The sequence below is a fragment of the Pseudomonas juntendi genome (assembly GCF_021560075.1).
GTDB lineage: Bacteria > Pseudomonadota > Gammaproteobacteria > Pseudomonadales > Pseudomonadaceae > Aquipseudomonas > Aquipseudomonas juntendi.
Genome location: NZ_CP091088.1, coordinates 4834498 through 4858795 on the forward strand (window position 1 = coordinate 4834498; position 24298 = coordinate 4858795).

Consider the following 24298-nt stretch of genomic DNA (forward strand, 5'->3'; position numbering starts at 1 on the left):
ATCACTTACTCCATTGTGTCCTCGGGTTGAACGCCGCTTTCTCGGCGAGCTTTGCCCACAGTTCGCGGGCAGACTCGTCGGATGCCGGCGGCATCACCACCTTCAGCTGTGCATACAGGTTACCGCGCTCACCGTTCTTGCTCGCCAGGCCTTTGCCCGGTACACGCAGGCGCTGGCCGCTCTGGCTGTCCGGGCGGATGGTGAGGTTGATTTTGCCGTCCAGGGTGGGTACCGCAACCTTGGTGCCCAGCGCAGCCTCCCATGGCGCCAGCGGCACGGTGATGATCAGGTCATGGCCTTCAACATCGAATAGTGGGTGCGGTGCCATGCGAATGGTCAGGAACAGGTCGCCATTGGCCCCGCCGCCACTGCCCGGCGCGCCCTGGCCCTTGAGGCGGATACGCTCGCCATCGGTGACCCCGGCCGGAATCTTCACGTTCAGGGTTTTGGTGGTGAAACCGGTGCGCTGGCCCATGGCATTGGTTTGCGGCACCTGGAAGCTGATCTGCTTGGACTCCTTGCTCAGGGTTTCTTCAAGGAATACGGCCAATTCAAGTTCCACGTCCTGCCCCCGCCTGCCGGCACTGCGTTGCTGCTGCCGGCCACCACCGAAGGGGTTGCCACCACGGTTGCCGAATATCGAGCTGAAGAAGTCGGAGAAATCGCCGCCCTCGAAGCCGCCACCGCCACCGCGGTTTTCCCAGCCCGGTGGCGCCTGGAATGGCCGGCCGTGCTGGCCGCCATACTTGCGGATCTCATCGAACTCGGCGCGTTTCTGCGCGTCGCCCAGCACCTCGTAGGCCTCATTGGCCTCTTTGAATTTTTCCTCGGCGTCGCGTTCCTTGCTGACATCGGGGTGGTACTTGCGTGCCAGCTTGCGGTACGCGGCCTTGATCGCCTTCTCGTCCGCCGTGGGCTCTACGCCAAGTATCTTGTAATAGTCTTTGAAGTCCATCTGTGGATCACCAATGTGAAAGTGCGTGTTGCAACTGAAGATGCTACTGAAGATAGGGGTCAAGCATAGCCTTTCAAGACCGCCTTGGCTTTGCTCCATCGCAGACGACTGGTCTTGATTCTGTAGCCAACTGGCATAAACTGCGCGGCCGTTTTGCCTCCGGAAGCCTTTTCCCATGTCTGACGTAACCCCGGCCCGTGCCCTGGGCATCGACTTTGGCACCTCCAACTCCACGGTTGGCTGGCACCGCCCTGGGGTCGAGTCGCTGATCGCCCTGGAAGATGGCAAGATCACCTTGCCCTCGGTGGTGTTCTTCAACATTGAAGAGCGGCGCCCGGTCTATGGCCGCCTGGCACTGCACGAGTACCTGGAAGGCTACGAAGGCCGCCTGATGCGCTCGCTGAAAAGCCTGCTGGGCTCCAAGCTGATCAAGCACGACACCAGCGTGCTGGGCAGTGCCTTGCCGTTCAAGGACCTGCTGGGCATGTTCATCGGCGAGCTGAAAAAGCGTGCCGAGGCGGCCGCGGGCCGCGAGTTCGACCAGGTCGTGCTGGGGCGCCCGGTATTCTTCGTCGACGAAGACCCGGCCGCCGACCAGGAGGCCGAGGACACCCTGACCGAGGTGGCACGCAAGCTCGGCTTCAAGGACGTGTCGTTCCAGTACGAACCGATTGCCGCCGCGTTCGACTACGAGTCGACCATCAGCCGCGAAGAGCTGGTACTGATTGTCGACATTGGCGGGGGTACCTCGGACTTCACCTTGATCCGCCTGTCGCCAGAGCGCCACCTGCTGGCCGAGCGCCAGGGCGACATCCTGGCCACGGGCGGCGTGCACATCGGCGGTACCGACTTCGACAAGCAGCTGAGCCTGCAGGGCGTGATGCCGCTGTTCGGCTACGGCAGCCGCATGAAAAGCGGCGCCCTGATGCCGACCAGCTACCACCTCAACCTGGCCACCTGGCACACCATCAACGCGCTGTACTCGCAGAAGTCGCAGCTGGCGCTGGGCAGCATGCGCTACGACATCGAGGACAGCTTCGGCATCGACCGGCTGTTCAAGCTGATCGAGCAGCGTGCCGGGCACTGGCTGGCGATGGAAGTGGAAGCCAGCAAGATCGAACTGACCGAGCGCGACAGCCGCCGCATCGACCTGCACCGGGTCGAGCCTGAACTGTCTGCCGAACTGACCCGGGTGCTGTTCGAAGAGGCCATTGAGGGGTTGCTGGAGCGTGTGCGCGGCAGCGTGAGCGAGCTGCTGGCCAAGGCCGGGGTGAGCGAAGGCCAGGTCGACACGGTGTTCTTCACCGGTGGTTCCAGCGGGATTCCGGCATTGCGCAACAGCGTGTCGGCGATGTTGCCCAATGCGCGGCATGTGGAGGGCAATATCTTTGGCAGTATTGGTAGTGGGCTGGCGATCGAAGCGCGCAAGCGGTACGGATAAGCTACAAGCTACAAGCTACAAGCTACAAGCTACAAGCTGAGAGGTGTTAGTGCATCTATAGGTGCTCAGCTTGCAACTTGCAACTTGCAACTTGCAACTTGCAACTTGTAGCTTGCCGCTTGTAGCTTGCCGCTTCAAACCAGCTCGGCCCGCTTCAGCTCACTTTTCAGGTAGGCATAGTAGATCGGCCCCGCCACCACTCCAGGGAGCCCGAACGCCGCCTCGAACACCAACATCGCCAGCAGCAGCTCCCACGCCTTGGCGCTGATCTGCCCACCCACGATACGGGCGTTGAGGAAGTACTCGACCTTGTGGATGACGATCAGGTAGCCCAGCGCCGCCGCCGCCACCCAGATCGACAGCGACAAGCCGACGATGGTGATCAGGGTGTTGGACATCAGGTTGCCGATCACCGGCAGCAGCCCCAGCAGGAAGGTCAGTACGATCAGCGTCTTGGTCAGCGGCAGGTGCACCCCGAACAGCGGCATCACCACTGCCAGGAAAATGCCGGTAAAGGCCGTGTTGAGCAGCGAAATCTTGATCTGGGCGAAGACGATGTTGCGAAACGCCTGTACCAGCAAGGCCAGGCGCTCGAACAATGCCGCCGCCAACGGCTTGCGCCGGGACACATCGGGAATGCGCTGCAAGGCAATGATGGCGCCGAGGATCATGCCGATCAGCAGCGTGACGAACATGTGCGCCATGCCCTTGCCGACCAGTTGCAGGTCGCTGAGGTGGCTTTTGATCCAGTCGCCGATGGCGACCTTGAATTCGGCAGCACTGGCGGGCAGGTAGGCTTCGATGAACGGCGGCAGCTGGCTGCGGGCCTGTTCGACCAGGGCCATGAACTTGTCCAACGAGGCGCCGGGGTTTTCCGCCTCGTGCAGCAGGAAGCTGAACGCGCCGGCAATCAGCAGGCTCAGGCTGAGCACCACCAGCGTGCCCAGCAGCGCCACCGCCAGCCAGCGCGCGCGTTGCCCGGCCAGCAGGGGTTGCAGGCGCGGGGTCAGCATGTTGACCAGTTCGAACACCAGCAAGCCGGCCAGCAGGCTGGGCAATAACTTCAGCGGCAAAGCCAGCAGCAGGCCGGCCATGACGATGATCAGGCTGGCCAAGGTAATCTGACGCGGGGTAAAGGTCATACAGCCTCGAAGGCAGACAGCGGGAATGCCCGCAGTCTGCCAGCCTTGACGGCGCAGGCATAGGCGCAGGTCACTTCTTCTTCAGGCAGTCACTCATGAACGCTTTGCGCTCGTCCCCCTTCAGGGCTTTGGTGGTGGCGTCGGCGTTGCAGGTTTTCATCTTTTCCTGCTGGGTTTGCGGGGCGCTCTTCTTCAGGCAGGTGCTCATGAAGGCCTTGCGCTCATCACCCTTGAGGGCCTTGGCGGTGGCGTCGGCATTGCAGGTTTTCATTTTTTCCTGCTGCGCGGTGTTGGCAGCGAAGCCTTGGGCGCTGAACATCAACGCCAGGGCCAGTAACGGGATGTGCAGCACTTTCATGGAGTGGTCTCCTGGGCTCCGTGCCCGATGCACGGGTGTCGAGGTGAGAGTGTAGCCAAGAATTTCAGCCCCCAGCCCCCCCACATCCGCCGTTAAAGGCCTGCCGCCTTGAGCCGCGCGGCGTGTTCGGTGAACAGCCGCACCGGCTCGGCACCCCGCCCTACGGCGCCGAACTGCTGGTTGACGATATCCAGGTGGTCGAGCGGGTAATCGTCACCGATCACCTGCCCCAAGTGCGAGCTGAAGCGCCCCACCATACCGTCGCACTGGCCCTTTTCCCTGACGAAGCTGCGGGCGAACAGGCGGCAGAAACGGTTGCTGCCATCGAAGCGGTTGCGCCCCCGGTCGGTCAGCCCGGGCTGCAAGGTGCCGGACCATGAGTAATAGCGCACTCCGTTGACTTCATGGGCACCTTCCCCGCCCCAGGTGGCCGGCAAGCCCTGTGGGTAAGCCTGGTTGAACAGTGCCACCCCGGCGCTGGTCAGCGACTGATGCGAGGCATGCACATCCACCGGCAACGGGTCGCGTCGCCAACCGGTTTCCAGCCACCCCAGCACCACGGCAAGGGCATGCAGCACCGCCCTCAGCATACGCCCCTGGGGCGAATCCCCCGGCGCTGTGCGTTGCAGGTGGTCGGCCAGCTCCGAGCCATGGTTGGGCCCGGCCACCGAGGTGACCGATGCCACCCTGGCTGGTCGCCTGGCGGCGGCGTAACGCGCGCTCAGCGCGCCTTGGCTGTGGCCGATGAGGTTGACCCTGGCAGCGCCCGTGCGCTTGCAGATGTCTTCGATGATGCCTAGCAGTTGCTCGCCGCGCACCTCACTGCTGTGCAGCGGCGAAACCTGTACCGGGAACACCTGCGCGCCCCCTTTGCGCAAGGCCGGGACAATGCCGAACCAGTAGGGATAGAACCCGGCCCGAACGAACCCGAGCATCCCTGGCACCAGTACCAAGGGGTATTGCGTGGCCAAATCCTGCTGCATTGCCCCTGACCCTTTGCGTGGAGGTTTGGCCAACCCTACAGCGGCTTTCGTGGGCATCGCAATCGAACTCCTGGCGCGCGCTGTTGTTCAAAACCACACAGACCCTTTGCAAGGAGCGGGACCATGTACAAGCAGACCCTGGCAATCCTTCTGGCAAGCGCCACCCTGGCCGCCTGCGGCAGCCGCCCGGAAAACCCGGTCGACTACGTCACCTACCGTGACGAACCGCTGGTCAAGCAGGTGGAGCACGGCATGACCATGCAGAAGGTCATCGCCATTGGCGGTAGCCCATCGAATGTGATCGACCTGCCGCACGGGGGCACCTGCAACGACTACATTCTTAACCACGATGGCAAGCAACAACCGTATTACGTGCGTTTCGACGCCACCGGCCATGTTGATGCCAAGGGCTTCAAAACCTGTAAACAACGCGAAGAAGACAGCGAGGCCGTTCACGGCGCGTAAGTCTCACCCTGCATGCCACGACCACCCTGATGCTTTCGGAGATGAATATGAGTGCTACAGAACTGACCGATGTAAAAACCCTGCGCGAACGTGCCCGCCAGCATGTTGAGCAAGGCGCCGTGACCGAGGGTTACCACGCCGACCGCGAACAGATCCTGCGCTTGCTGAACGAGTCCCTGGCGACCGAGCTGGTGTGTGTGCTGCGTTACAAGCGCCACTACTTCATGGCCAGCGGTATCAAGGCAAGCGTTGCCGCGAGCGAATTCCTCGAGCATGCCAACCAGGAAGCCGAGCACGCTGACAAGCTGGCTGAGCGCATCGTGCAGTTGGGCGGCGAGCCGGATTTCAACCCCGACAACCTGACCAAGAACTCGCATGCTCAGTATGTGGCCGGTAACTCCCTGAAGGAGATGGTGCTGGAAGACCTGGTCGCTGAGCGCATCGCAATCGACAGCTACCGCGAAATCATCCAGTACATCGGCGACAAAGACCCTACCACCCGCCGCATCTTCGAAGACATCCTGGCGCAGGAAGAAGAGCACGCAGACGACATGTCCGACTTGCTGCAAGGCTTGTAAGGACCAGGGGGCGCTTAGCGGAATGCCAGTCAGTTAAGCGTTACTGGGGCTGCTTTGCAGCCCTTCGCGGGCACGCCCGCTCCCACAGGTTTGGCGCTGAAATCAAGACATGCGCGATTACCTGTAGGAGCGGGCGTGCCCGCGAAGGGTCGCAAAGCGGCCCCAAATTACTTAACTGACTGGCATTAGGTGCTTAGCGCCCCTTGTAAGGGCGGGTTCACCCGCGAAGAGGCCGGGCCTACCGGCGGCTATCTCCTGGCCATTCACCGTCGCCTCCGCTACCGCATTCGCGGGTAAACCCGCACCTCAAACAGCGCCCGCGGGTGGCAATGGCCGGCAACACAGCTGGCTGCTATTTACGCCCTTTCACCGCAGCGGGGGCCTTGCCCGCCTTCATCTGCTGCAACAACGGTGTGCACTGGTTCGGATCATCGCCACTGCTGGGTGCAATCAGCGCCAGCAAACCGGCTGCAGGCCCTGCCACAACCCCCAACGCCACCATGCCCGCACCGCGCAACGCCAAGGGCACCGCCTGTACACCCGCATTGGGTTTGGCAAATGGCCCGCGTACATACAGCGGCGAACGCAGCGAGAACAGCCGCAGCCCTTTCGATTCAGGGGTGATCTTCAGGTCCAACTGCTCACTGGCAAAATTCGCCGTGCCATTGATATAGATGATCGCGTTCTCGGTGTCGAAGATGAACAGCCGGGTCGAGGCCAAGCCGTCCTTGATGCCAACATCGGCCGCCGCGCAGTTGATCTGCACGTCCTCATCGCCAAACAGCTTGCCGACCACATAGTTGCCCACGTTCAAACCCGCAATCTCCATCAGGCTGCGGCTGATGGCGCCATCGTTGACCAACATGCGCAGGTCGCCATTGGCCGTGCCTAGCAGGGCAGCGACGGAATTGCCACGGCCACTGATATCGGCATCGCCATTGAGCTCACCAAAACTGGTCTGCATGGGCGCGAAACCGGGGAACAATTGCTTGAGCTTGAAGCCACGGGCGGTCAACTGTGCCCGCCCTTGCAGCGGCACGCTGCGCCCATCCAGGCGAATGTTGGAGGCCAGGTTGCCACCGGCCACGCCAAACCGCAGCGGCTCCAGGCGTAGCAGCCCGTCATCGAGAATCACATGCGCCGCCAGGTCGTTGAACGGCAGTTGCGCACTGTGCACGATGCGCTTGCCGGCAAAGGTGACGTCGGCGTCCATGGCGCGCCAGCGATCGGTGCGGAACTCTTCGACCGGCAGCACCTTGCCGGCCGGTTGCTTGCTGGCCCCGCCACGGGCCTTCTGCTCGGCATTGGAGTCAGCGCCGATCAGCGGCGCCAGATCCTTGAACAGCAGCTGGTTGGACACCAGCTTGCCCGTCAGCTTGGGCCGTGGCTGGCTGGCGACGAAGGCCAGGTCGCCGTGGATGTCGCTGTCGCCGATCTTGCCGTTGAAACCCTCGTACTTGAAACGCGCACCTTCGGCTGCATGCAGGTTGGCGCTGAGCCGGCCGTCCGTGGAATAGGCCGGGGTGTCGGGCAAGGTCACCCCCGTCAAGGGGTAGAGGTTGCCCAGGCTGGCGCCCGACAGGCGCAGGCGCAGGTCAAGGGCACCCAGGTTGCGTGGGTCGGTCAGGGTGCCGGCAAGTACCACGTGCGTATCGGCAATGCGCACGTCGGCCTGCAACGGGAACGGCTGGGTGGCGTCCTGCAGCGCCAGCAGGCCACCGATCTTGCCGGTGCCAGACACCGGCTGCCCCTTGTAGCGGCCCTGGGCCTTGAAAGCAAAGGCGTAATCCTGCGCTCCGCCGGCTTTTTCAGCGCTGGCCTTGCCAACGATTTCGCTGAAGGGGATTGGCTTGCCCAATGGGTCAACCTGCACCTTCATGCGGGTTTTCAAGGTCTGGTCGTCGAAGCTGACATTGCCTTGATCAAAGCCGATGGCACCAATGTCCAACTGCCATTTGGACGGTGCCTCGTTTTGGTCCTTCGGCCCGAAATCGAATGTCCAGTTGGCCCGGCCATCTGCCAACCGGGTCAGGCTGGCCGTGGGCTTGGTCAGGTTGATGCGCGGAATGCTGATCTTCTGCACCAATAGCGCAAGTGGCGCCAGGCGGAACTCTACGCGCTCCAGGCCCACCATCTTCGGCTCCTGCAACCACTCAGGGTTGCCCATGGTCAGGTCTTCGGCGGTGAAGTGCGGCCATGGCACCCAGGCACGCCAACCGCCTTCTTCTGGCTCGGTACGCCAATGCACGGCGAGGTTGCCGTTGATTGCGAACGGCCGATGCAAGGCCTCGGACACCTTCTCGTTGAGCAACGGCTTGACGCGGTTCCAGTCGAAGGTGGCGATCACCACTACCAGTATTGCCAGCAGCGTGAGCAGGGTGGCGAGGGTCCAGACGAGGATTCTGGCGGGACGCGTCATTGCGTGATTCTCCTTGCGGGGCTCGAAACAGGCGCGGCGGGGCACTTAGTATCTGGGACTGATGAAAACCCGTGGGGTTTTATCGGGAGCGTCATCTTAGCGAAGTTTTTCCTGGCCATTCGCTCAGCAAATCGTGGCGCGGCCGCGCTCATGTTACCCCACAACAGCCTCGGCATTTTGCCATCAACGAGCCTGCAAGGCGCTTAACAGAGCGCTCGCCGAGCTCTATCAATATGGTCGATTGTTACCATTACCCGTATGAACTTCTCTCTGGCGTTACCCGGCGTAGCATTGGCTTCGTACCCACTTTCCAGCCCCCGAAAGGAGCACCGAATCATGAAACGCCAACTGCTGACCCTGACCCTGTCCATCCTGGCCGCCAACGCCTTTGCCCTGCCAGCGGCAGAACAACACCTCACTGCGGAATCGCGTTCGAGCGCTGTCGAAATTGCCCAACCGCTGAAAACAGTCGCCGAAGGTGGCTCGGACCGCCTGATCGAACAATCCGGCCGCGTGGCCGAAGGTGGTTCGGACCGCCTCATCGAACAGTCCGGCCGCGTGGCCGAAGGTGGCTCGGATCGCCTGATCGAACAATCTGGCCGCGTGGCCGAAGGTGGTTCGGATCGCCTCATCGAACAGTCCGGCCGCGTAGCCGAAGGTGGTTCGGATCGCCTCATCGAACAGTCCGGCCGCGTGGCCGAAGGTGGTTCGGATCGCCTGGTTGCAATCAGCCACGTGAGCTGATTGCCATGGCTGAAAAGAACAACCTGTGTCACACCGCTTGCTCCCCTCCCAGCCCGGTCATTGACCGGGCTTCGTTTTTTTAACTAGAGTGCCCAGCCTCACCGTCACAGAAGCCCGCACCATGCTGCCGCGCGCCGAACAGAAGCTACAGACTCGCCAGGCCCTGCTCGATGCCGCCTGCCAGCTCATGGAAAGTGGCCGGGGCTTTGGCAGCATCAGCCTGCGCGAAGTGGCGAAAACAGCCGGCATCGTGCCAACCGGCTTCTACCGGCATTTCCCGGATATGGACGCCCTGGGCCTGGCCCTGGTGGCCGAGATCGATACCACCTTCCGCCAGACCATTCGCCTGGTCCGCCACAACGAATTCGAGCTGGGCGGCATCACCGACGCCTCGGTGCGCATCTTTCTCGATGTAGTCGCCGCCCACCGCGCACTGTTTCTGTTCCTGGCGCGGGAACAGTATGGTGGGTCACAGCCGGTGCGCCAGGCCATTGCCCGCCTGCGTCAGAACATAAGCGACGACCTGGCCACCGACCTTGCGCGCATGAAACGCTGGCAGCACCTGGACAGCGCGGCGCTGACGGTGATGGCCGACCTGGTGGTGAAAACGGTGTTCGCCACCCTGCCCGAGCTGATCGACAGCCCAGAAGCGGGTTATCCACAGGCCCTGTCGCCACAGGAAAAGATCACTCAGCAGTTGCGCTTCATCTTCGTCGGGGCGCGGCATTGGCAAGGGTTAGGCAACCCGGGCTGATCGCCTTTCGCTCAACCCCGCCCGGCCAGCCGGGCAAGCGCACCACCGGCTACCGAAAACCCCACTTCTGCTACCATGGCGCCCTGCCCGACAGCCACGAGCGCCGACATGTCCGACCCCCGCCCTACCCTGCCCGCACTGGCCCGTTTCATCCAGCACTTCGCCGAGCGCATCGTGCCAATGTGGCAAGGCCCTGGCTGGAATGCCGACATGGCACTGCCCTACGAAGCCCTCGACGCCCAGCACCGGCCGTTACCGGTACAGCGCTACCGGGCCATGGCCTGCGCCCGCCAGTTGTACCTGTTCAGCAGCCGCATCGAACAACCGGGCGCCGCCGAGCGTGCAGCCGCGCTGTTCCGCTCGTTGCAGAAGCACTTTCACGACGCGGAGCACGGGGGCTGGTTCTACAGCATCGATGCCCAGGGCAACCCGCTGGACCGGCGCAAGGACCTGTATACCCACGCCTTCATCGTCTTTGCCTGCGCGCATTACTGGGGCAAGGTCGGCGAAAGCCTGGTGGAATCCACACTCAATGCCGGCCTCGACATCATCGACCAGCAGTTCGCCAGGGACGATGGCCTGTACGAAGCAAGCCTGGGCGAGGATTGGGCAGACCTGGGCAGCGGGCCCCTGCAGAATCCACAGATGCACCTGGCCGAGGCCTTCCTGCAGGTACTGGCTGTTCGCGACGACGAACATACCCGGCAGTCACTGCTGCAACTGTGTGCAGCACTCCAGGCGCATTTCGTCGAACCGGCCCATGGGCTGATGCTGGAGAAACCGCGCGGGGCTGTGGATAACTGGTACGAGCCTGGCCACCAGTTCGAATGGTTCTACCTGTTGCACACCTCCCCGCTGCTGCGAGATACGCCGCTGCATGCCTCGATCGACCGGGCGTTCAGCTACGCCGAACAACAAGGGGTGCAGGGTGGCGCAGTGCTCGCCATGCTGGGCGTGGACGGCCAGGTGCTGGACGCCACCCAGCGCATCTGGGCACAGGCGGAGTACCTGCGTGCGCTGGTGCTGCGCGCTGGCGGTGAAGCCAGGTTGCCTGAACAGTTGCAGGTGCTGGAAGCGCGGTTCCTGCGCGAGGCTGGCTGGTACGAATGCCGGGATGGCGAGGGTGCCGTCAGCCGGCATGACATGCCTTCGACTACGCCCTACCACCTGGCAACTTGCCTGGAAGGCTTGCAGCGCCTGAGCTGAAGCCTTCGCGGCTGTGGCCGCCGAGCGGCCCTGGCTCAGCCCTTGACCGACCGGTCGATCGAGAACCCGGCCCAGTCCTGGCTCACCGGCATCAGCTCAAGGCTGTTGATGTTGATGTGCGCGGGCTGGTTGAGGATCCAGAAGATGGTCTCGGCAATGTCCTGCGGCTGGATAGGCTCGGCGCCTGCGTAGGTGGCGTCATACTTGGCCTGGTCACCACCAAACCGTACCAGCGAAAATTCACTTTCGCACAGGCCCGGCTCGATGTTGCTCACGCGCACACCTGTGCCACGCAGGTCGCAGCGCAGGCTCAGCGAGAACTGCCCGACAAAGGCCTTGGTGCCGCCATACACGTTGCTGCCCGGGTACGGATAGTTGCCGGCCACCGAACCGACGTTGAGGATCGACGCCCCACGGCCATGGGCAATCAACCGTGGCAGCAGCAGGCGGGTGGTGTACATCAAGCCCTTGATGTTGGTGTCGACCATGGTTTCCCAGTCGTCCAGGCTGCAGTTCTGCGCCGCATCCACGCCCAGCGCCAGGCCGGCGTTGTTGACCAGGCCCTGCAGCTTGTCGAAGCCGGCTGGCAGGCTGGCAATGGCCTGCTCCATGGCTTTGCGGTCACGCACATCGAGTACCAGGCCATGTACTTCGGTCTTGGCAGAAAGCTCGGCGCACAAGGCGTCCAGGCGCTCCTTGCGACGACCGGTTAGCACCAGCTTCCAGCCGGCTTCGGCGAAACGGCGGGCTGTGGCCTCGCCGAAACCCGACGTGGCGCCAGTGATGAATACGGTGGATGACATGCTCTGTTCCTCGCAGTGGGTGGTCATGGCAGCTTTGCAGCATGCCCGTGGCCAACGCTGGCGGCAAGCCGAAAAGGCAGCTGGTCATTTTTTGTTCATGTGCGGCAAACCCTTGTGGCAGAAGCCTCCGCGCCAGCTATGCGCATGTTATCCACAGGGCTTTCCCCACGGATTGGGGGCAACTTCGCTGTCCGGCGGAACCCTTTCAGCCCGTCCTGGTCGGCGGCATTCTTTTCGGTGGTGGCGCAAGGCTTTCAAGCATGCCGCCTGTAGCGGGGTGTCCAAGGCTTTTACACAGAGTTATCCACAGAATTTGCGCAGTGCTGGCAGTGGTTGGAATGACGTGATTTGCCTAGGAAAACAATCCACAGGGGTGCACTGATCAAAAAATGATCAAGAGGCTGTAGGGCTTGATGGTGTTGGGTTGGAGGGGGATACCACCATGTTTTCCACAGGCGGTTCCACATTATCGGTGGAAAAGATTTGGCTTGCGGGAAGCGGGGTTGGGTAGCTGTGGGTGAACGGGTTGAGCGCCCGGTTAGGTTGAGTTGTCCACATGGGAAGGGGGCTGCATTGCAGCCCATCGCGACACAAGGCCGCTCCTACAGGGGACCGCGACCGGGCATGGATCGCGGCCCCTAGGGGGAACTAATGCCCTCCCAGGTAAGCGCTGCGCACTTCTTCGTTGACCAACAACTCTTGCCCAGTCCCGGTCATGCGAATTTGCCCGTTGACCATCACGTAGGCACGGTCCGACAGTTTCAGGGCGTGGTTGGCGTTCTGCTCCACCAGGAAAATGGTCATGCCGGTCTTCGCCAGTTCCCGCAGGGTCGAGAAGATCTGCTTGACCACGATGGGTGCCAACCCCAGTGAGGGCTCGTCCAGCAACAGTAATTTTGGCCGGCTCATCAGCGCCCGGGCAATCGCCAGCATCTGCTGCTCGCCACCGGACATGGTCATGGCCCGCTGGTTACGCCGCTCTTTTAGGCGCGGGAAGAGTTCGTACATGCGCTGCATGTCTTCGTCGGCATGCTTGTCGCCAATGGGGATGGTCCCCATCATCAGGTTTTCCTCGACGCTCATGTCGGGGAATACCCGGCGCCCTTCCGGCGACTGGGCGATGCCGTTGGAAGCAATGTAGTGCGATGACTTGCGGGTAATGTCGGTGCCACGGTAGACGATCTGCCCGGAAGCCGCCCGCGGCTGCCCGAAGATCGACATCAGCAGGGTCGACTTGCCGGCCCCGTTGGCGCCGATAAGGCTGACCGTCTCACCTTCGTTGATGTGCATCGATACCTTTTTCAGCGCCTGGATCGGCCCATAGAACACGTCCAGGTCCTTCAGCTCGAGAATGGGTGCACTCATACCAGTTCCTCTTCGTCTGCACCCAGGTAGGCAGCGATCACCGTCGGGTTGTTGCGGATGTCCTGTGGCGCACCCTCGGCAATCACGTTGCCGTGGTCCAATACCACGATATGGTCGGAAATGCTCATGACCATGCCCATGTCGTGTTCGATCAGCACCACGGTGATGTCGTGCTCGTCACGCAGTACACGAATCATCTGGCTAAGTGCCTCGGTTTCCTGCGGGTTCAAGCCCGCCGCCGGTTCGTCCAGGCAGATGATCTTCGGTCGCGTGCACATGGCGCGGGCGATTTCCAGGCGGCGCTGCTGCCCATACGACAACTCACCGGCCAGGCGGTTGGCGCAGTCGACCAGGTCGACCACCTCCAGCCAGTAGAAGGCGTGGTCCAGCGCATCGCTTTCGGCCTTGCGGTAGGCCTTGGTATTGAATACCCCTGCCAGCAGGTTGCGGTTGACCCACATGTGCTGGGCCACCAGCAGGTTCTCCACCACCGACATTTCCTTGAACAGGCGGATGTTCTGGAAGGTGCGCGCCAGGCCCGCGCGGTTGACCAGGTGGGTGCCGCCGAACATCTTGTAGTACAGGCGGCTGGCAAAGCGTGCCGGCGAAACGAAGTCGACCGCCTGGAAACGCTCGCCCAGCAGCTGGATCACATTGGTGTGGCTACCGCGCACGTTCAGTTCGATGCGCCCGCCACTGGCCTTGTAGAAACCGGTCAGGCAGTTGAATACCGTGGTCTTGCCGGCGCCGTTGGGGCCGATCAGGGCGAAGATCTGGTTGCGCCTGACCTTCAGGCTCACGTCGCTGAGCGCCTTGATGCCGCCGAACTGCATCATCAGGTTGTCGACCGACAGAATGATTTCGTCGCTCATGGCGCCACTCCTTTACGCGGGGTCACACCGGTACGGCTGATGCGGATCAGCCCCCGCGGTCGCCAGATCATCATCAACACCATCAGTACACCGAAGAGCAGCACCCGGTACTCGGAGAAGCTGCGCAGCAACTCGGGCGCCACGGTCAGCACGAATGCCGCAATGACGACGCCCACGGTGGAGCCCATGCCACCCAGCACGACGATGGCGAGAATCAAGGCCGACTCGAAGAAGGTGAACGACGAGGGGTTGACGAAGCCTTGGTAAGTGGCAAAGAACACGCCGGCCAAACCCGCGGTGGAAGCACCCAGGGTGAAGGCCGAGAGCTTGACCAGCACGTGGTTCAGACCCATCGAACGGCAGGCGATCTCGTCTTCGCGCAGCGCTTCCCAGGCCCGGCCGACCGGCATGCGGGTCAAGCGGTGCTTGATGTAGAGCACGGCCAGCACGACCATGAACAGCACCGCATAAATGAACACGAACTTGAGGTTGGGGTTGTAGGCAAAGCCGAAGAACTCATGGATGGGCACCCCACCGTCTTTGGCCCGGCGGCCGAACTCCAGGCCAAGGAAGGTCGGCGACGGCGCCGGCATGCCGTTGGGGCCGCCGGTGAACGACAGCCAGTTGTTCAGCACCAGGCGAATGATCTCGCCAAAGCCCAGCGTCACGATTGCCAGGTAGTCACCGTGCATGCGCAGCACCGGGAAGCCCAGGATGCACCCGGCAAGGGCCGCCGCAATGGCTGCCAGCGGCAGCACACTCCAGAAGCCCAGGCCAAGGTACTGGTAACCCAGTGCAAGGCCGTAGGCGCCAATGGCGTAGAAGGCCACGTACCCCAGGTCGAGCAGGCCGGCCAGGCCGACCACGATGTTCAGGCCCAGGCCCAGCAGCACATAGATCAGGCCGAGGATGACCACGGTCAGCAGGTACTTGTTGGCGAAGATCGGGAAGACGATGGCAATCACGATCAGCGCCGGGATGATGTAGCGCAGCCGCGACACATGGTTCGGCGCCCGCACATGCACGCCCGAGCCACCGCTGTCGAAGCCTTCGAGCATGCGCCGGCCGGCAGCGGTCTGCACATACAGGCTGAGCAGGAAACGCCCGAGCATCACGCCACCTACCAGCCAGGCCACGCGGCGGGGTTCGGCGTTGAAGGTATAACCGTCGAGCACCACGCCGACGATCGGGCCGAACACGATCAGCGCCAGCAGGCCGGCGACGAGGGTTTCGAGCAGGCTGCGTTTGATATCGAAACCTTTGGTTTCAGAAGCAGAAGCAATTTTGGCAATCGACATGTTCACACCTTAGCCACGAGCGGGCGACCCAGCAGGCCTTGTGGGCGGAAGATAAGGATCATCACCAGCAGCGAGAAGCTGAACACGTCCTTGTAGTCGGAGTTGATCAGGCCGGAGAACAGCGATTCGGAGATCCCCAGGATGATTCCGCCGAGCATGGCGCCCGGCAAGGAGCCAATGCCACCGAGCACTGCAGCGGTGAATGCCTTGATACCGATGATGAAGCCGGCATAGAAGTCGAAGGTGCCGTAGTTCATGGTGATCAGCACACCTGCCAGGGCGGCCATCACTGCGCCAATGACGAATACGTAGGAAATGACCCGGTCGGTGTTGATGCCCAGGATCGAGGCCATCTTGCGGTCTTGCTGGGTAGCGCGGCACATGCGACCGAGCTTGGTGTACTTGATCACATAGGTCAGCAGGCCCATGCCCAGGAATGCCGCCACCAGGATGAAGATCTTGGTGTAGGTCAGTTGCACGAAGCCGGTGCCGACATCGATGCGCATGGCGCCTTCGAGCAGGGTTGGCACGCCTTGTTGGCGAGCGCCCTGGCTGATCTGTGCGTAGTTCTGCAGGATCAGCGAAATGCCGATGGCGCTGATCAGCGGTGCCAGGCGGGTAGAGTTACGCAGCGGCTTGTAGGCGATGCGCTCGATGGTGAAGCCGTACACCCCCGTGACGACGATGGTGAACAACAGCGTGCCCAGCATCAGCAGGGGAAACGACTCGACGCCAAAATAGGCCAGCAATGCCAGGCTGATCGCCGCCAGGTAGGCGGAAATCATATACACCTCGCCGTGCGCGAAGTTGATCATGCCGATAATGCCATAGACCATTGTGTAGCCGATGGCGATCAGGCCATAGACCGACCCGAGGGTCAGGCCGTTGACCAGTTGCTGCAGGAAAATACCATCCATAACGCAATCTCACTGAGCGAGACTGCACGCATGCCGACCACGCAAGGCCACGGACAATGCGGCCCCAGCAGTGCACGACCGTGCAGGTCTCCGAATAAGGACAGGTACCGCAGGGGCTCAGGCCCGGGCGCATGCGCAACCCGGGCGGGTGGCCGTTATTATTTTTGTTTGTCCAGCTGGTGGTACTTGCCGTCCTTGTCCCACTGGTAGACCACGTAGTCGGACACGGTCAGGTCGCCCTTGCTGTCCCACTTCTTTTCGCCCATGACGGTCTGCACCGGGTTGGCCTTGAGCCACTTGGCAGCGTCTTCGCCCTTGTTCGACTTGGCGCCGTTGAAGGCGGCGGCGAGCGCCTGCAGCGAGGCGTAGGCGTACAGGGTATAGCCTTCCGGTTCGGTGCCCGCCTTGCGGAACTCCTCGACCACGGCCTTGCTGTCTGGCAGCAGGCGCGGGTCGGCGCCGAAGGTCATGTACACGCCATCGACGTACTGCGCGCCGCCGGCGGTAGACACCAGCTCATCGGTGACGATGCCATCATCCGACATGAACTTGACGTCCTTCAGGCCCTGTTCGCGCAGTTGACGCACCAGCGGGCCGGCTTCCGGGTGCAGGCCGCCGAAGTAGACCACATCGGCACCGGCAGCACGGATCTTGGTAACCACGGCGCTGAAGTCTTTCTCGCCACGGGTCAGGCCTTCGTACAACACAGGCTTGACGCCGCGTTTTTCCAGCTGTGCCTTGGTGGCATCAGCCAGGCCTTGGCCGTAGGTGTCCTTGTCGTGCAGCACCGCGACTTTCTTGCCCTTGAGCACGTCGACAATGTAGTCGCCGGCGACCACGCCCTGCTGGTCGTCACGGCCACACATGCGGAACATGGCACTCAGGCCGCGCTCGGTGACCTGTGGGTTGGTCGAACCGGGCGTGATGGCGATCACGCCGGCCTCGTCATACACCTCGGAGGCCGGGATGGTATTGGACGAACAGAAGTGGCCGACCACCCCGATCACCTTGTCCTGGTCGACCAGGCGGTTGGCTACGGCAACGGCCTGTTTCGGTTCGCAGGCGTCATCGCCTTTGACCAGTACGATTTTCTCGCCATTCACGCCACCCGCGGCGTTGATCTTGTCGGCCGCAGCTTGCGCACCTTTCATGTATTGCTCGCCAAACGCTGCGTTGGCCCCGGTCATTGGCCCCGCTACGCCGATCTTGACGTCGGCCTGGACATACGAAGAAACACCCAGTGCCGTGGCTACGGCAAGCGCCAGGAAATCTTTCTTGTAAAACGTCTGCGACATGAGGTGGTGCTCCTAGAGTTTTTTTGGTTGGCACTACAACTTCTCAGCCCAATGCTCAGAGCAAGGGCCGTGCCATCGGTTTTGTCTTACGGAAAATCACACCACCACCGGCGCGCACAGGCGACCGACGGCCTTTTCTTTATTGAGCGTGCAACCGTCTGCCACGCGCCGGGCGCCACCACCCGTACAGACAAGGAGCAACCACTGAGTGCCATCATTGCAACCCTGCCATGTGTTTACGTGCAACCGGCCTGTAACAGCAGACGTCACCGAACTGCACACCCGTGGTGCGTGACTGCTACAGGCAGCACCGTTTCAAGGCTGGCGGGTGCACCGAAAAACACGCGGATTTGGCAGATACGCGGCCCTGCAGGCGCGGGTTCACCGGCGAACAGGCCAGCGCAGACACAACAAGGCCGAAAAGGCTGGCACAATGTCCCCCATTCGCCGCCTCCGGAGCCCCTTTGATGAGCGAGAGCGCATTCGCCGAGCGCATCGTGCACAACCTGCTCGACACCGATTTCTACAAACTCACCATGATGCAGGGTGTGCTGCACAACTACCCGGACGCCGATGTCGAATGGGAATTCCGCTGCCGCAACGGCGAGGACTTGCGGCCGTATCTAGGCGAAATCCGCCACCAGCTGGAGGTACTCAACGACCTCACGCTCGATGATGGCCAGCTGGGGTTTCTGGAGCGCATCAGTTTCCTCAAGCCCGACTTCCTGCGGTTTTTGCGGCTGTTTCGCTTCAACCTGCGCTATGTGCACCTCGGCATCGAGCACGATCAGCTGTTCCTGCGCCTCAAAGGCCCTTGGCTGCATGTGATCCTGTTCGAAGTGCCTTTGCTGGCGATCATCAGCGAGGTGCGCAACCGCCACTTGCACCCACATATGCGCCTGGCCGAGGCACGCGACCAGCTGTACCGCAAGTTCGACTGGCTGCGCGCCCACGCCAGCGACGACGAACTGGCCGAACTGCAGGTAGCCGACTTTGGCACCCGCCGGCGCTTTTCCAGCCGCGTGCAGGAGGAAGTGGTCCGGGTACTGCGCGACGACTTCCCTGGCCGTTTCGTCGGCACCAGCAACGTCGACCTGGCATGGAAACTGGATATCAAGCCGCTGGGCACCATGGCCCACGAGTGGATCATGGCGCACCAGCAGTTGGGCCCGCGGCTGATCGACAGCCAGATCGCCGCACTGGACTGCTGGGTGCGCGAGTACCGCGGCCTGCTCGGTATCGCCCTGACCGACTGCATCACCATGGATGCCTTCCTCGGCGATTTCGACCTGTACTTCGCCAAGCTGTTCGATGGCTTGCGCCACGACTCCGGCGAGCCGGTAGCCTGGGCCGAGAAAGCGATCGCCCATTACCAGAAACTGGGTATCGACCCGATGACCAAGACTCTGGTGTTTTCCGACAGCCTCAACCTCACCCGCTCCCTGGAAATCTTCCGGGCCCTGCGCGGGCGCATCAACGTCAGCTTTGGCATCGGTACCAACCTGACCTGCGACATACCGGGTGTGGTCCCCATGAGCATCGTGCTTAAAATGACCGACTGCAACGGCGCACCGGTGGCCAAGATTTCCGACGAAGCGGCCAAGACCCAGTGCCGCGACGCCAACTTCGTTGCCTACATGCGTCACGTATTCAAAGTCCCCAGCAAGGAGTAACCCATGCAAGCGGTTCAGCAAGAAATTGCCCAGGCGCTGAAGGTCCAGCCGCCGTTCGCCGACGCGGCCGCGCTAGAGGCAGAAGTTGCCCGGCGCGTGGCGTTCATCAAGGACTGCCTGGCCAACGCCCGGCTCAAGACCCTGGTACTGGGCATCAGCGGCGGGGTCGACTCGCTGACCGCCGCCCTGCTCGCCCAGCGCGCCATCAACGAACTGCGCGCCGAAACCGGTGACCAGGCTTATACCTTCATCGCCGTTCGCCTGCCGTACCAGGTGCAGCATGATGAACATGACGCCCAGGCCTGCCTGGACGTGATCAGGGCCGACGAAGTGCACACCGTGGACATCGCCCCGGCAGTGCGCGCCTTGGCGGCTGAAGTGGTGGAATTGAAAAGCGGCTCGCCGGCGCTGGTGGACTTCGTGGTAGGCAACGTCAAGGCACGCACGCGCATGGTGGCCCAATACACCATCGCCGGCGCGCGCGCAGGGCTGGTGATCGGTACCGACCACGCCGCCGAAGCGGTGATGGGCTTCTTTACCAAGTTTGGTGATGGTGCCTGCGACCTGGCGCCGCTGAGCGGCCTGGTAAAAAACCAGGTGCGGGCCATTGCACGCAGTTTTGGCGCGCCGGAGTCACTGGTGGAGAAGGTGCCGACTGCAGACCTGGAAGACCTGGCACCGGGCAAACCGGACGAAGCCTCGCATGGGGTGACCTACCAGCAGATCGACGCGTTCCTGCATGGGCAGCCGGTCGACCAGGCAGCGTTCGACATCATCGTGGCCACCTACCGCAAGACCCAGCACAAGCGCGAATTGCCGTTCGCCCCTTGATCAGGCTGTAACAATGCCTGTAGGAGCGGGTTTACCCGCCCCTACAGGGCTCGGCGTCAGCTGATTACTTGACGACAACCTTGCCTTTCATCATCGAGATGTGGCCCGGGAAGGTGCAGAAGAAGCTGTAGTCACCACCGGCTTCCAGCTTGGAAGGGTCGAACTTCACTTCGGTTTCTTTTTCCGGCGCGCCGATCATTTTGGTATGGGCAATGATCGCGGCGTTGTCAGCCTTGATGTAGTCCTTTTCCAGGCCCTGGCTCATGCCTTCGGTCGCAATGCCCTGCATGTCGGCAGTCTTGCTGATCACCAGGTTATGGCCCATGACGTTCTTCGGCAGGTTGCCGGAGTGGGTCAGTTTGACCGTGAATTCCTTGCAGCTTTTGTCGACGGTGATTTCCTTGGTGTTGAAGGACATCTGGTCGGTGGAGTCGACAGTTACCGAGCACTCGGCGGCGAAGACAGAGGCGCTGGCGAGGGTCAGCAGGGATACCGCTACAGCTTTCGCAAACATCATGAATCTCCTTGGCAGGGTTTTATCAATTGCGAGACTGCCTGAAACCGTTCAGCACCCTGCTGATATGGGTCAAGGGGGTGTCAAGTGGCCAGTCAGTTGAATTGTTCAATGGATTGTATACAACCAATCTAAGAGCACATCATGCCCTTTTATTGGACGATGGGACAACCTCTCATTTAGGAGCAATACCAAATGCCCATCTCCCAGTTTCTGAACGGCCTGCTCGCCGCCTACGCCCACGGCGCTACCGGCGCCATCTGCGAGTTTTCTCGCCCGGAATGAACACGGCCTTGGAGGCGACGGTCAGCCACCGTACCCTGTCACCCTGAATGACTGGAGGTGAGTAATGCCTGTACGTTCCGTTTGTGTGTTTTGTGGTGCCAGCATTGGCAGCAACCCCGCCTACCGTGAGGCGGCGGTCGCGCTGGGTGAGGCGATTGCCCGCCGAGGCTGGACGCTGGTGTATGGCGGTGGTGCAGTTGGCTTGATGGGTGTGGTAGCCGACGCCGCGATGGCAGCAGGTGGCGACGTGGTAGGGATCATCCCGCAGAGCCTGCTGGACGCCGAGGTCGGCCACAGAGGCCTGACGCGGCTGGAAGTGGTCGATGGCATGCATGCGCGCAAGGCTCGCATGGCCGAGTTGAGCGACGCGTTCATCGCCTTGCCGGGTGGCCTGGGTACGCTGGAAGAGCTGTTCGAGGTTTGGACCTGGGGGCAACTGGGCTACCACGCCAAGCCGCTGGGGCTGCTGGATGTGAACGGCTTCTACGACAAGCTTGGCGGGTTCCTCGACCATATCGTCGAGGAGGGTTTCGTGCGCCCGCAGCACCGGGATATGTTGTTGCTGGGGCAGCAGCCGGATGAACTGCTGGGCGCGATGGACCGCTTTGTCGCGCCGGTGGCGCCGAAGTGGGTCGACAAGAAGCCTGACTAAACCAGATTCAGGGGCTGCTTTGCAGCCCAGGGTCTGCACAAAATCCTAAAGCGAGCATTGTACCTGTGGGAGATTCTATGGTTCCTGGCAAGGGTAGCCGCTGCATCTTCAGTGCCTGTGAGATCGAGCGCCGCCCGCGCGGCGCATCGCGAGCTGCGCTCGCTCCTACGTTTGTTTCGGGCCAGTAACGCCTGTGACAGGCGCGCGCGGCCGCCTTGTTTGTACGGCGCGATTTTGAGGCATGCGCCAAGGCGTTCGCGCGCAAATCCCACAGGAATAATTGGCCCGAAACAAACGTAGGAGCAAGCGCAGCTCGCGATGCGCCGCGCGGGCGGCGCTCGCTCTAACAGGCGCTGCATACCTTGTGGCAAACACCTGTCAGCCCTGATGCGATCCCCGTAGTGGCTTGCCGGCGATTGGGCCGCAAGGCGGCCCCCGAAATCAGCGCGGAATGACTGGCTGGCGCGGCTTCTTGCCCTTGCCGCCACCACCCTTGCCCGCTTCCTTGCGCTCCTTGGCCGCCTGCTGATTACGCGCAAACGCTTCGGCTTTGGCCTTTTCGCGCTTGTCCCACGGCTTGCTGCCATCGCTGCCACGCGGTGGCAGGCCCGTGTGCTGGGTCAGGATTTTCTGGTCCTTGCCCACTTTGTGGCTGCCCGGCGGGGTCGAGTTCTTGCGGCGCGCGCTCTGGTAGCTGTCGGTCTGCGGCTGGTGCGCCGGAATCAACTGGTGCTTGCCAGGCCCGATCAGGTCGGCGCGGCCCATGCGCTGCAGCGCTTCGCGCAGCATTGGCCAGCCTTTTGGGTCGTGGTAGCGCAAGAAGGCCTTGTGCAGACGGCGCTGCTCGTCACTCTTGACGATTTCCACACCTTCGCTCTTGTAGGTCACCTTGCGCAGCGGGTTCTTGCCCGAGTGGTACATGGCGGTGGCCGAGGCCATCGGCGACGGGTAGAACGCCTGTACCTGGTCGGCACGGAAGCCGTTGCCCTTGAGCCATAGCGCCAGGTTCATCATGTCTTCGTCGGTGGTACCCGGGTGCGCGGCAATGAAGTACGGGATCAGGTACTGCTCTTTACCCGCTTCTTTCGAGAACTTCTCGAACATGCGCTTGAAGCGGTCGTAGGTACCAATGCCGGGCTTCATCATCTTGTCCAGCGGGCCACGCTCGGTGTGCTCCGGGGCAATTTTCAGGTAGCCACCTACGTGGTGGGTGACCAGCTCCTTGACGTATTCCGGCGACTCCACGGCCAGGTCGTAGCGCAGGCCCGAGGCAATCAGGATCTTCTTCACCCCTGGCAGGGCGCGAGCCTTGCGGTACAGCTCGATCAGCGAACTGTGGTCGGTGTTGAGGTTCTCGCAGATGCCAGGGAACACGCACGAGGGCTTGCGGCAGTGCTTTTCGATATCGTGGCTCTTGCACGCGATGCGATACATGTTCGCAGTCGGGCCGCCAAGGTCGGACACCACGCCGGTGAAGCCTGGCACCTTGTCACGCATCTCTTCGATTTCGTGCAGGATCGACTCGTGCGAGCGGTTCTGGATGATGCGGCCTTCGTGCTCGGTGATCGAGCAGAAGGTGCAGCCGCCGAAGCAGCCACGCATGATGTTGACCGAGAAACGGATCATTTCGTAGGCCGGGATACGCGCCTTGCCGTACGCAGGGTGCGGTACACGGGCGTAAGGCATGCCGAACACGTAGTCCATTTCCTCGGTGCTCATCGGAATGGGTGGCGGGTTGAACCACACGTCCACGTCACCGTGTTTCTGCACCAGTGCACGGGCGTTGCCCGGGTTGGTCTCCAGGTGCAGCACGCGGTTGGCGTGGGCATAGAGCACCGGGTCGTTACGCACCTTCTCGAACGATGGCAGGCGGATGACCGACTTTTCCCGCGTGACCGCCGGGCTGTCGAGAATCTGTACCACCTTGGCTTCGTTCGGGTCTTCCTGGTCGCCCTTGGCCTGCTCGATGGCACAGGCCTGGGTGTCCTGGGTGTTCACGTAGGGGTTGATGATCTTGTCGACACGGCCTGGGCGGTCGATGCGGGTCGAGTCGATTTCGTACCAGCCCTGCGGCGTGTCACGGCGCACGAAAGCGGTGCCGCGCACGTCGGTGATGCTTTCGATGCTTTCGCCACTGGACAGGCGCTGGGCCACCTCGACCACCGCCCGCTCGGCGTTGCCGAACAGCAGGATGTCGGCGCTGGCGTCGATCAGGATCGAATGGCGAACCTTGTCCTGCCAGTAGTCATAGTGGGCAATGCGACGCAACGATGCCTCGATGCCGCCGAGTACGATCGGCACATGCTTATAGGCTTCCTTGCAGCGCTGGCTGTACACCAGGCTGGCGCGGTCTGGTCGGCTACCGGCCAGGCCACCCGGGGTGTAGGCGTCGTCGGAACGGATTTTCTTGTCCGCGGTGTAGCGGTTGATCATCGAGTCCATGTTGCCGGCGGCCACGCCGAAGAACAGGTTGGGCTCGCCGAGCTTCATGAAGTCGTCTTTGGACTGCCAGTTCGGCTGGGCAATGATGCCCACGCGGAACCCCTGGGCTTCCAGTAGCCGGCCGATGATGGCCATGCCGAACGAGGGGTGATCGACGTAGGCATCCCCGGTCACGATGATGATGTCGCAGGAATCCCAGCCGAGCAGATCCATCTCCTCCCTGCTCATTGGCAGGAAAGGTGCTGGCCCGAAGCATTCGGCCCAGTACTTGGGATAGTCGTAGAGTGGTTTGGCTGCTTGCATGTC

The 24298-nt window shown here is 62.1% G+C and carries 22 protein-coding genes; 9 read left to right on the forward strand and 13 right to left on the reverse strand.

What is annotated here, in order from left to right:
• Position 1 precedes the first annotated feature (1 nt).
• A complete protein-coding gene (gene cbpA, locus L1P09_RS22415; protein ID WP_054904944.1) occupies positions 2 to 955 on the reverse strand; it encodes a curved DNA-binding protein in 954 nt (317 codons plus the stop codon).
• Positions 956 to 1130: 175 nt separating this feature from the next.
• On the opposite strand from cbpA, the gene L1P09_RS22420 reads away from it, so the two are divergent.
• Positions 1131 to 2396 (forward strand): Hsp70 family protein, encoded by a 1266-nt coding sequence (locus L1P09_RS22420; RefSeq protein ID WP_235768133.1) that lies wholly within the window; start codon positions 1131 to 1133, stop codon positions 2394 to 2396.
• A 134-nt stretch (positions 2397 to 2530) separates the two neighbouring features.
• On the opposite strand, the gene L1P09_RS22425 is transcribed toward L1P09_RS22420, so the two are convergent.
• From L1P09_RS22425 to L1P09_RS22435, 3 genes are all read right to left on the reverse strand, one after another.
• The gene (locus L1P09_RS22425) at positions 2531 to 3538 is read right to left on the reverse strand and encodes an AI-2E family transporter (RefSeq protein ID WP_009683291.1); all 1008 of its coding nucleotides are present in this window, start codon (positions 3536 to 3538) and stop codon (positions 2531 to 2533) included.
• Between the two features lie 70 nt (positions 3539 to 3608).
• Positions 3609 to 3896, reverse strand: coding sequence for a PsiF family protein (locus tag L1P09_RS22430; protein WP_029885715.1), 288 nt, complete (start codon positions 3894 to 3896; stop codon positions 3609 to 3611).
• A 92-nt stretch (positions 3897 to 3988) separates the two neighbouring features.
• Positions 3989 to 4879: an esterase/lipase family protein gene (locus L1P09_RS22435; RefSeq protein ID WP_192441116.1), complete on the reverse strand. Its 891-nt coding sequence runs from the start codon at positions 4877 to 4879 to the stop codon at positions 3989 to 3991.
• A gap of 123 nt (positions 4880 to 5002) precedes the next feature.
• Between L1P09_RS22435 and osmE the strand changes: the two genes are divergently transcribed.
• Both osmE and L1P09_RS22445 read left to right on the forward strand, forming a co-directional pair.
• On the forward strand, positions 5003 to 5344 hold the full coding sequence (gene osmE, locus L1P09_RS22440; RefSeq protein WP_009683294.1) for an osmotically-inducible lipoprotein OsmE: 342 nt from the start codon (positions 5003 to 5005) through the stop codon (positions 5342 to 5344).
• Between the two features lie 47 nt (positions 5345 to 5391).
• The gene (locus tag L1P09_RS22445; protein WP_009683295.1) at positions 5392 to 5922 is read left to right on the forward strand and encodes a ferritin-like domain-containing protein; all 531 of its coding nucleotides are present in this window, start codon (positions 5392 to 5394) and stop codon (positions 5920 to 5922) included.
• A 352-nt stretch (positions 5923 to 6274) separates the two neighbouring features.
• On the opposite strand, the gene L1P09_RS22450 is transcribed toward L1P09_RS22445, so the two are convergent.
• Positions 6275 to 8341 (reverse strand): AsmA family protein, encoded by a 2067-nt coding sequence (locus L1P09_RS22450; protein WP_192441118.1) that lies wholly within the window; start codon positions 8339 to 8341, stop codon positions 6275 to 6277.
• Positions 8342 to 8677: 336 nt separating this feature from the next.
• Between L1P09_RS22450 and L1P09_RS22455 the strand changes: the two genes are divergently transcribed.
• From L1P09_RS22455 to L1P09_RS22465, 3 genes are all read left to right on the forward strand, one after another.
• Positions 8678 to 9085: a hypothetical protein gene (locus L1P09_RS22455; RefSeq protein WP_054904947.1), complete on the forward strand. Its 408-nt coding sequence runs from the start codon at positions 8678 to 8680 to the stop codon at positions 9083 to 9085.
• 121 nt (positions 9086 to 9206) lie between these two features.
• Positions 9207 to 9839, forward strand: a complete 633-nt coding sequence (locus L1P09_RS22460; RefSeq protein WP_009683298.1) for a TetR family transcriptional regulator — start codon at positions 9207 to 9209, stop codon at positions 9837 to 9839.
• Between the two features lie 108 nt (positions 9840 to 9947).
• Positions 9948 to 11045 (forward strand): AGE family epimerase/isomerase, encoded by a 1098-nt coding sequence (locus tag L1P09_RS22465; protein WP_235768134.1) that lies wholly within the window; start codon positions 9948 to 9950, stop codon positions 11043 to 11045.
• 35 nt (positions 11046 to 11080) lie between these two features.
• Here L1P09_RS22465 and L1P09_RS22470 read toward each other — a convergent pair whose 3' ends face one another.
• The 6 genes from L1P09_RS22470 to L1P09_RS22495 form a co-directional block, all read right to left on the reverse strand.
• Positions 11081 to 11848, reverse strand: coding sequence for an SDR family oxidoreductase (locus L1P09_RS22470; protein WP_029885720.1), 768 nt, complete (start codon positions 11846 to 11848; stop codon positions 11081 to 11083).
• Between the two features lie 648 nt (positions 11849 to 12496).
• Entirely contained in the window at positions 12497 to 13213 is a 717-nt protein-coding gene (locus L1P09_RS22475) for an ABC transporter ATP-binding protein (RefSeq protein ID WP_009683302.1), read from the reverse strand.
• Positions 13210 to 14085, reverse strand: coding sequence for an ATP-binding cassette domain-containing protein (locus L1P09_RS22480; RefSeq protein ID WP_054904950.1), 876 nt, complete (start codon positions 14083 to 14085; stop codon positions 13210 to 13212). Before L1P09_RS22480 ends, L1P09_RS22475 begins: the two co-directional genes overlap by 4 nt.
• Positions 14082 to 15383: a high-affinity branched-chain amino acid ABC transporter permease LivM gene (gene livM / locus L1P09_RS22485; RefSeq protein WP_054904951.1), complete on the reverse strand. Its 1302-nt coding sequence runs from the start codon at positions 15381 to 15383 to the stop codon at positions 14082 to 14084. The genes L1P09_RS22480 and livM overlap by 4 nt, the downstream gene beginning before the upstream one ends.
• A gap of 2 nt (positions 15384 to 15385) precedes the next feature.
• Complete coding sequence (locus tag L1P09_RS22490) at positions 15386 to 16300, reverse strand: ABC transporter permease subunit (RefSeq protein WP_009683306.1); 915 nt, start codon at positions 16298 to 16300, stop codon at positions 15386 to 15388.
• Between the two features lie 158 nt (positions 16301 to 16458).
• Positions 16459 to 17595 (reverse strand): branched-chain amino acid ABC transporter substrate-binding protein, encoded by a 1137-nt coding sequence (locus tag L1P09_RS22495; protein WP_235768135.1) that lies wholly within the window; start codon positions 17593 to 17595, stop codon positions 16459 to 16461.
• 467 nt (positions 17596 to 18062) lie between these two features.
• On the opposite strand from L1P09_RS22495, the gene pncB reads away from it, so the two are divergent.
• Positions 18063 to 19268, forward strand: a complete 1206-nt coding sequence (gene pncB / locus L1P09_RS22500) for a nicotinate phosphoribosyltransferase (RefSeq protein WP_009683308.1) — start codon at positions 18063 to 18065, stop codon at positions 19266 to 19268.
• Between the two features lie 3 nt (positions 19269 to 19271).
• Positions 19272 to 20099 (forward strand): ammonia-dependent NAD(+) synthetase, encoded by an 828-nt coding sequence (gene nadE, locus L1P09_RS22505; protein ID WP_009683309.1) that lies wholly within the window; start codon positions 19272 to 19274, stop codon positions 20097 to 20099.
• 64 nt (positions 20100 to 20163) lie between these two features.
• Here nadE and azu read toward each other — a convergent pair whose 3' ends face one another.
• The gene (gene azu, locus L1P09_RS22510; RefSeq protein WP_029885725.1) at positions 20164 to 20613 is read right to left on the reverse strand and encodes an azurin; all 450 of its coding nucleotides are present in this window, start codon (positions 20611 to 20613) and stop codon (positions 20164 to 20166) included.
• 349 nt (positions 20614 to 20962) lie between these two features.
• On the opposite strand from azu, the gene L1P09_RS22515 reads away from it, so the two are divergent.
• A complete protein-coding gene (locus L1P09_RS22515) occupies positions 20963 to 21550 on the forward strand; it encodes an LOG family protein (RefSeq protein WP_235768136.1) in 588 nt (195 codons plus the stop codon).
• A gap of 441 nt (positions 21551 to 21991) precedes the next feature.
• Here the strand turns inward: L1P09_RS22515 and L1P09_RS22520 are convergent, their stop codons facing one another.
• Positions 21992 to 24295, reverse strand: coding sequence for a YgiQ family radical SAM protein (locus L1P09_RS22520; RefSeq protein WP_054906296.1), 2304 nt, complete (start codon positions 24293 to 24295; stop codon positions 21992 to 21994).
• Positions 24296 to 24298 lie beyond the last annotated feature (3 nt).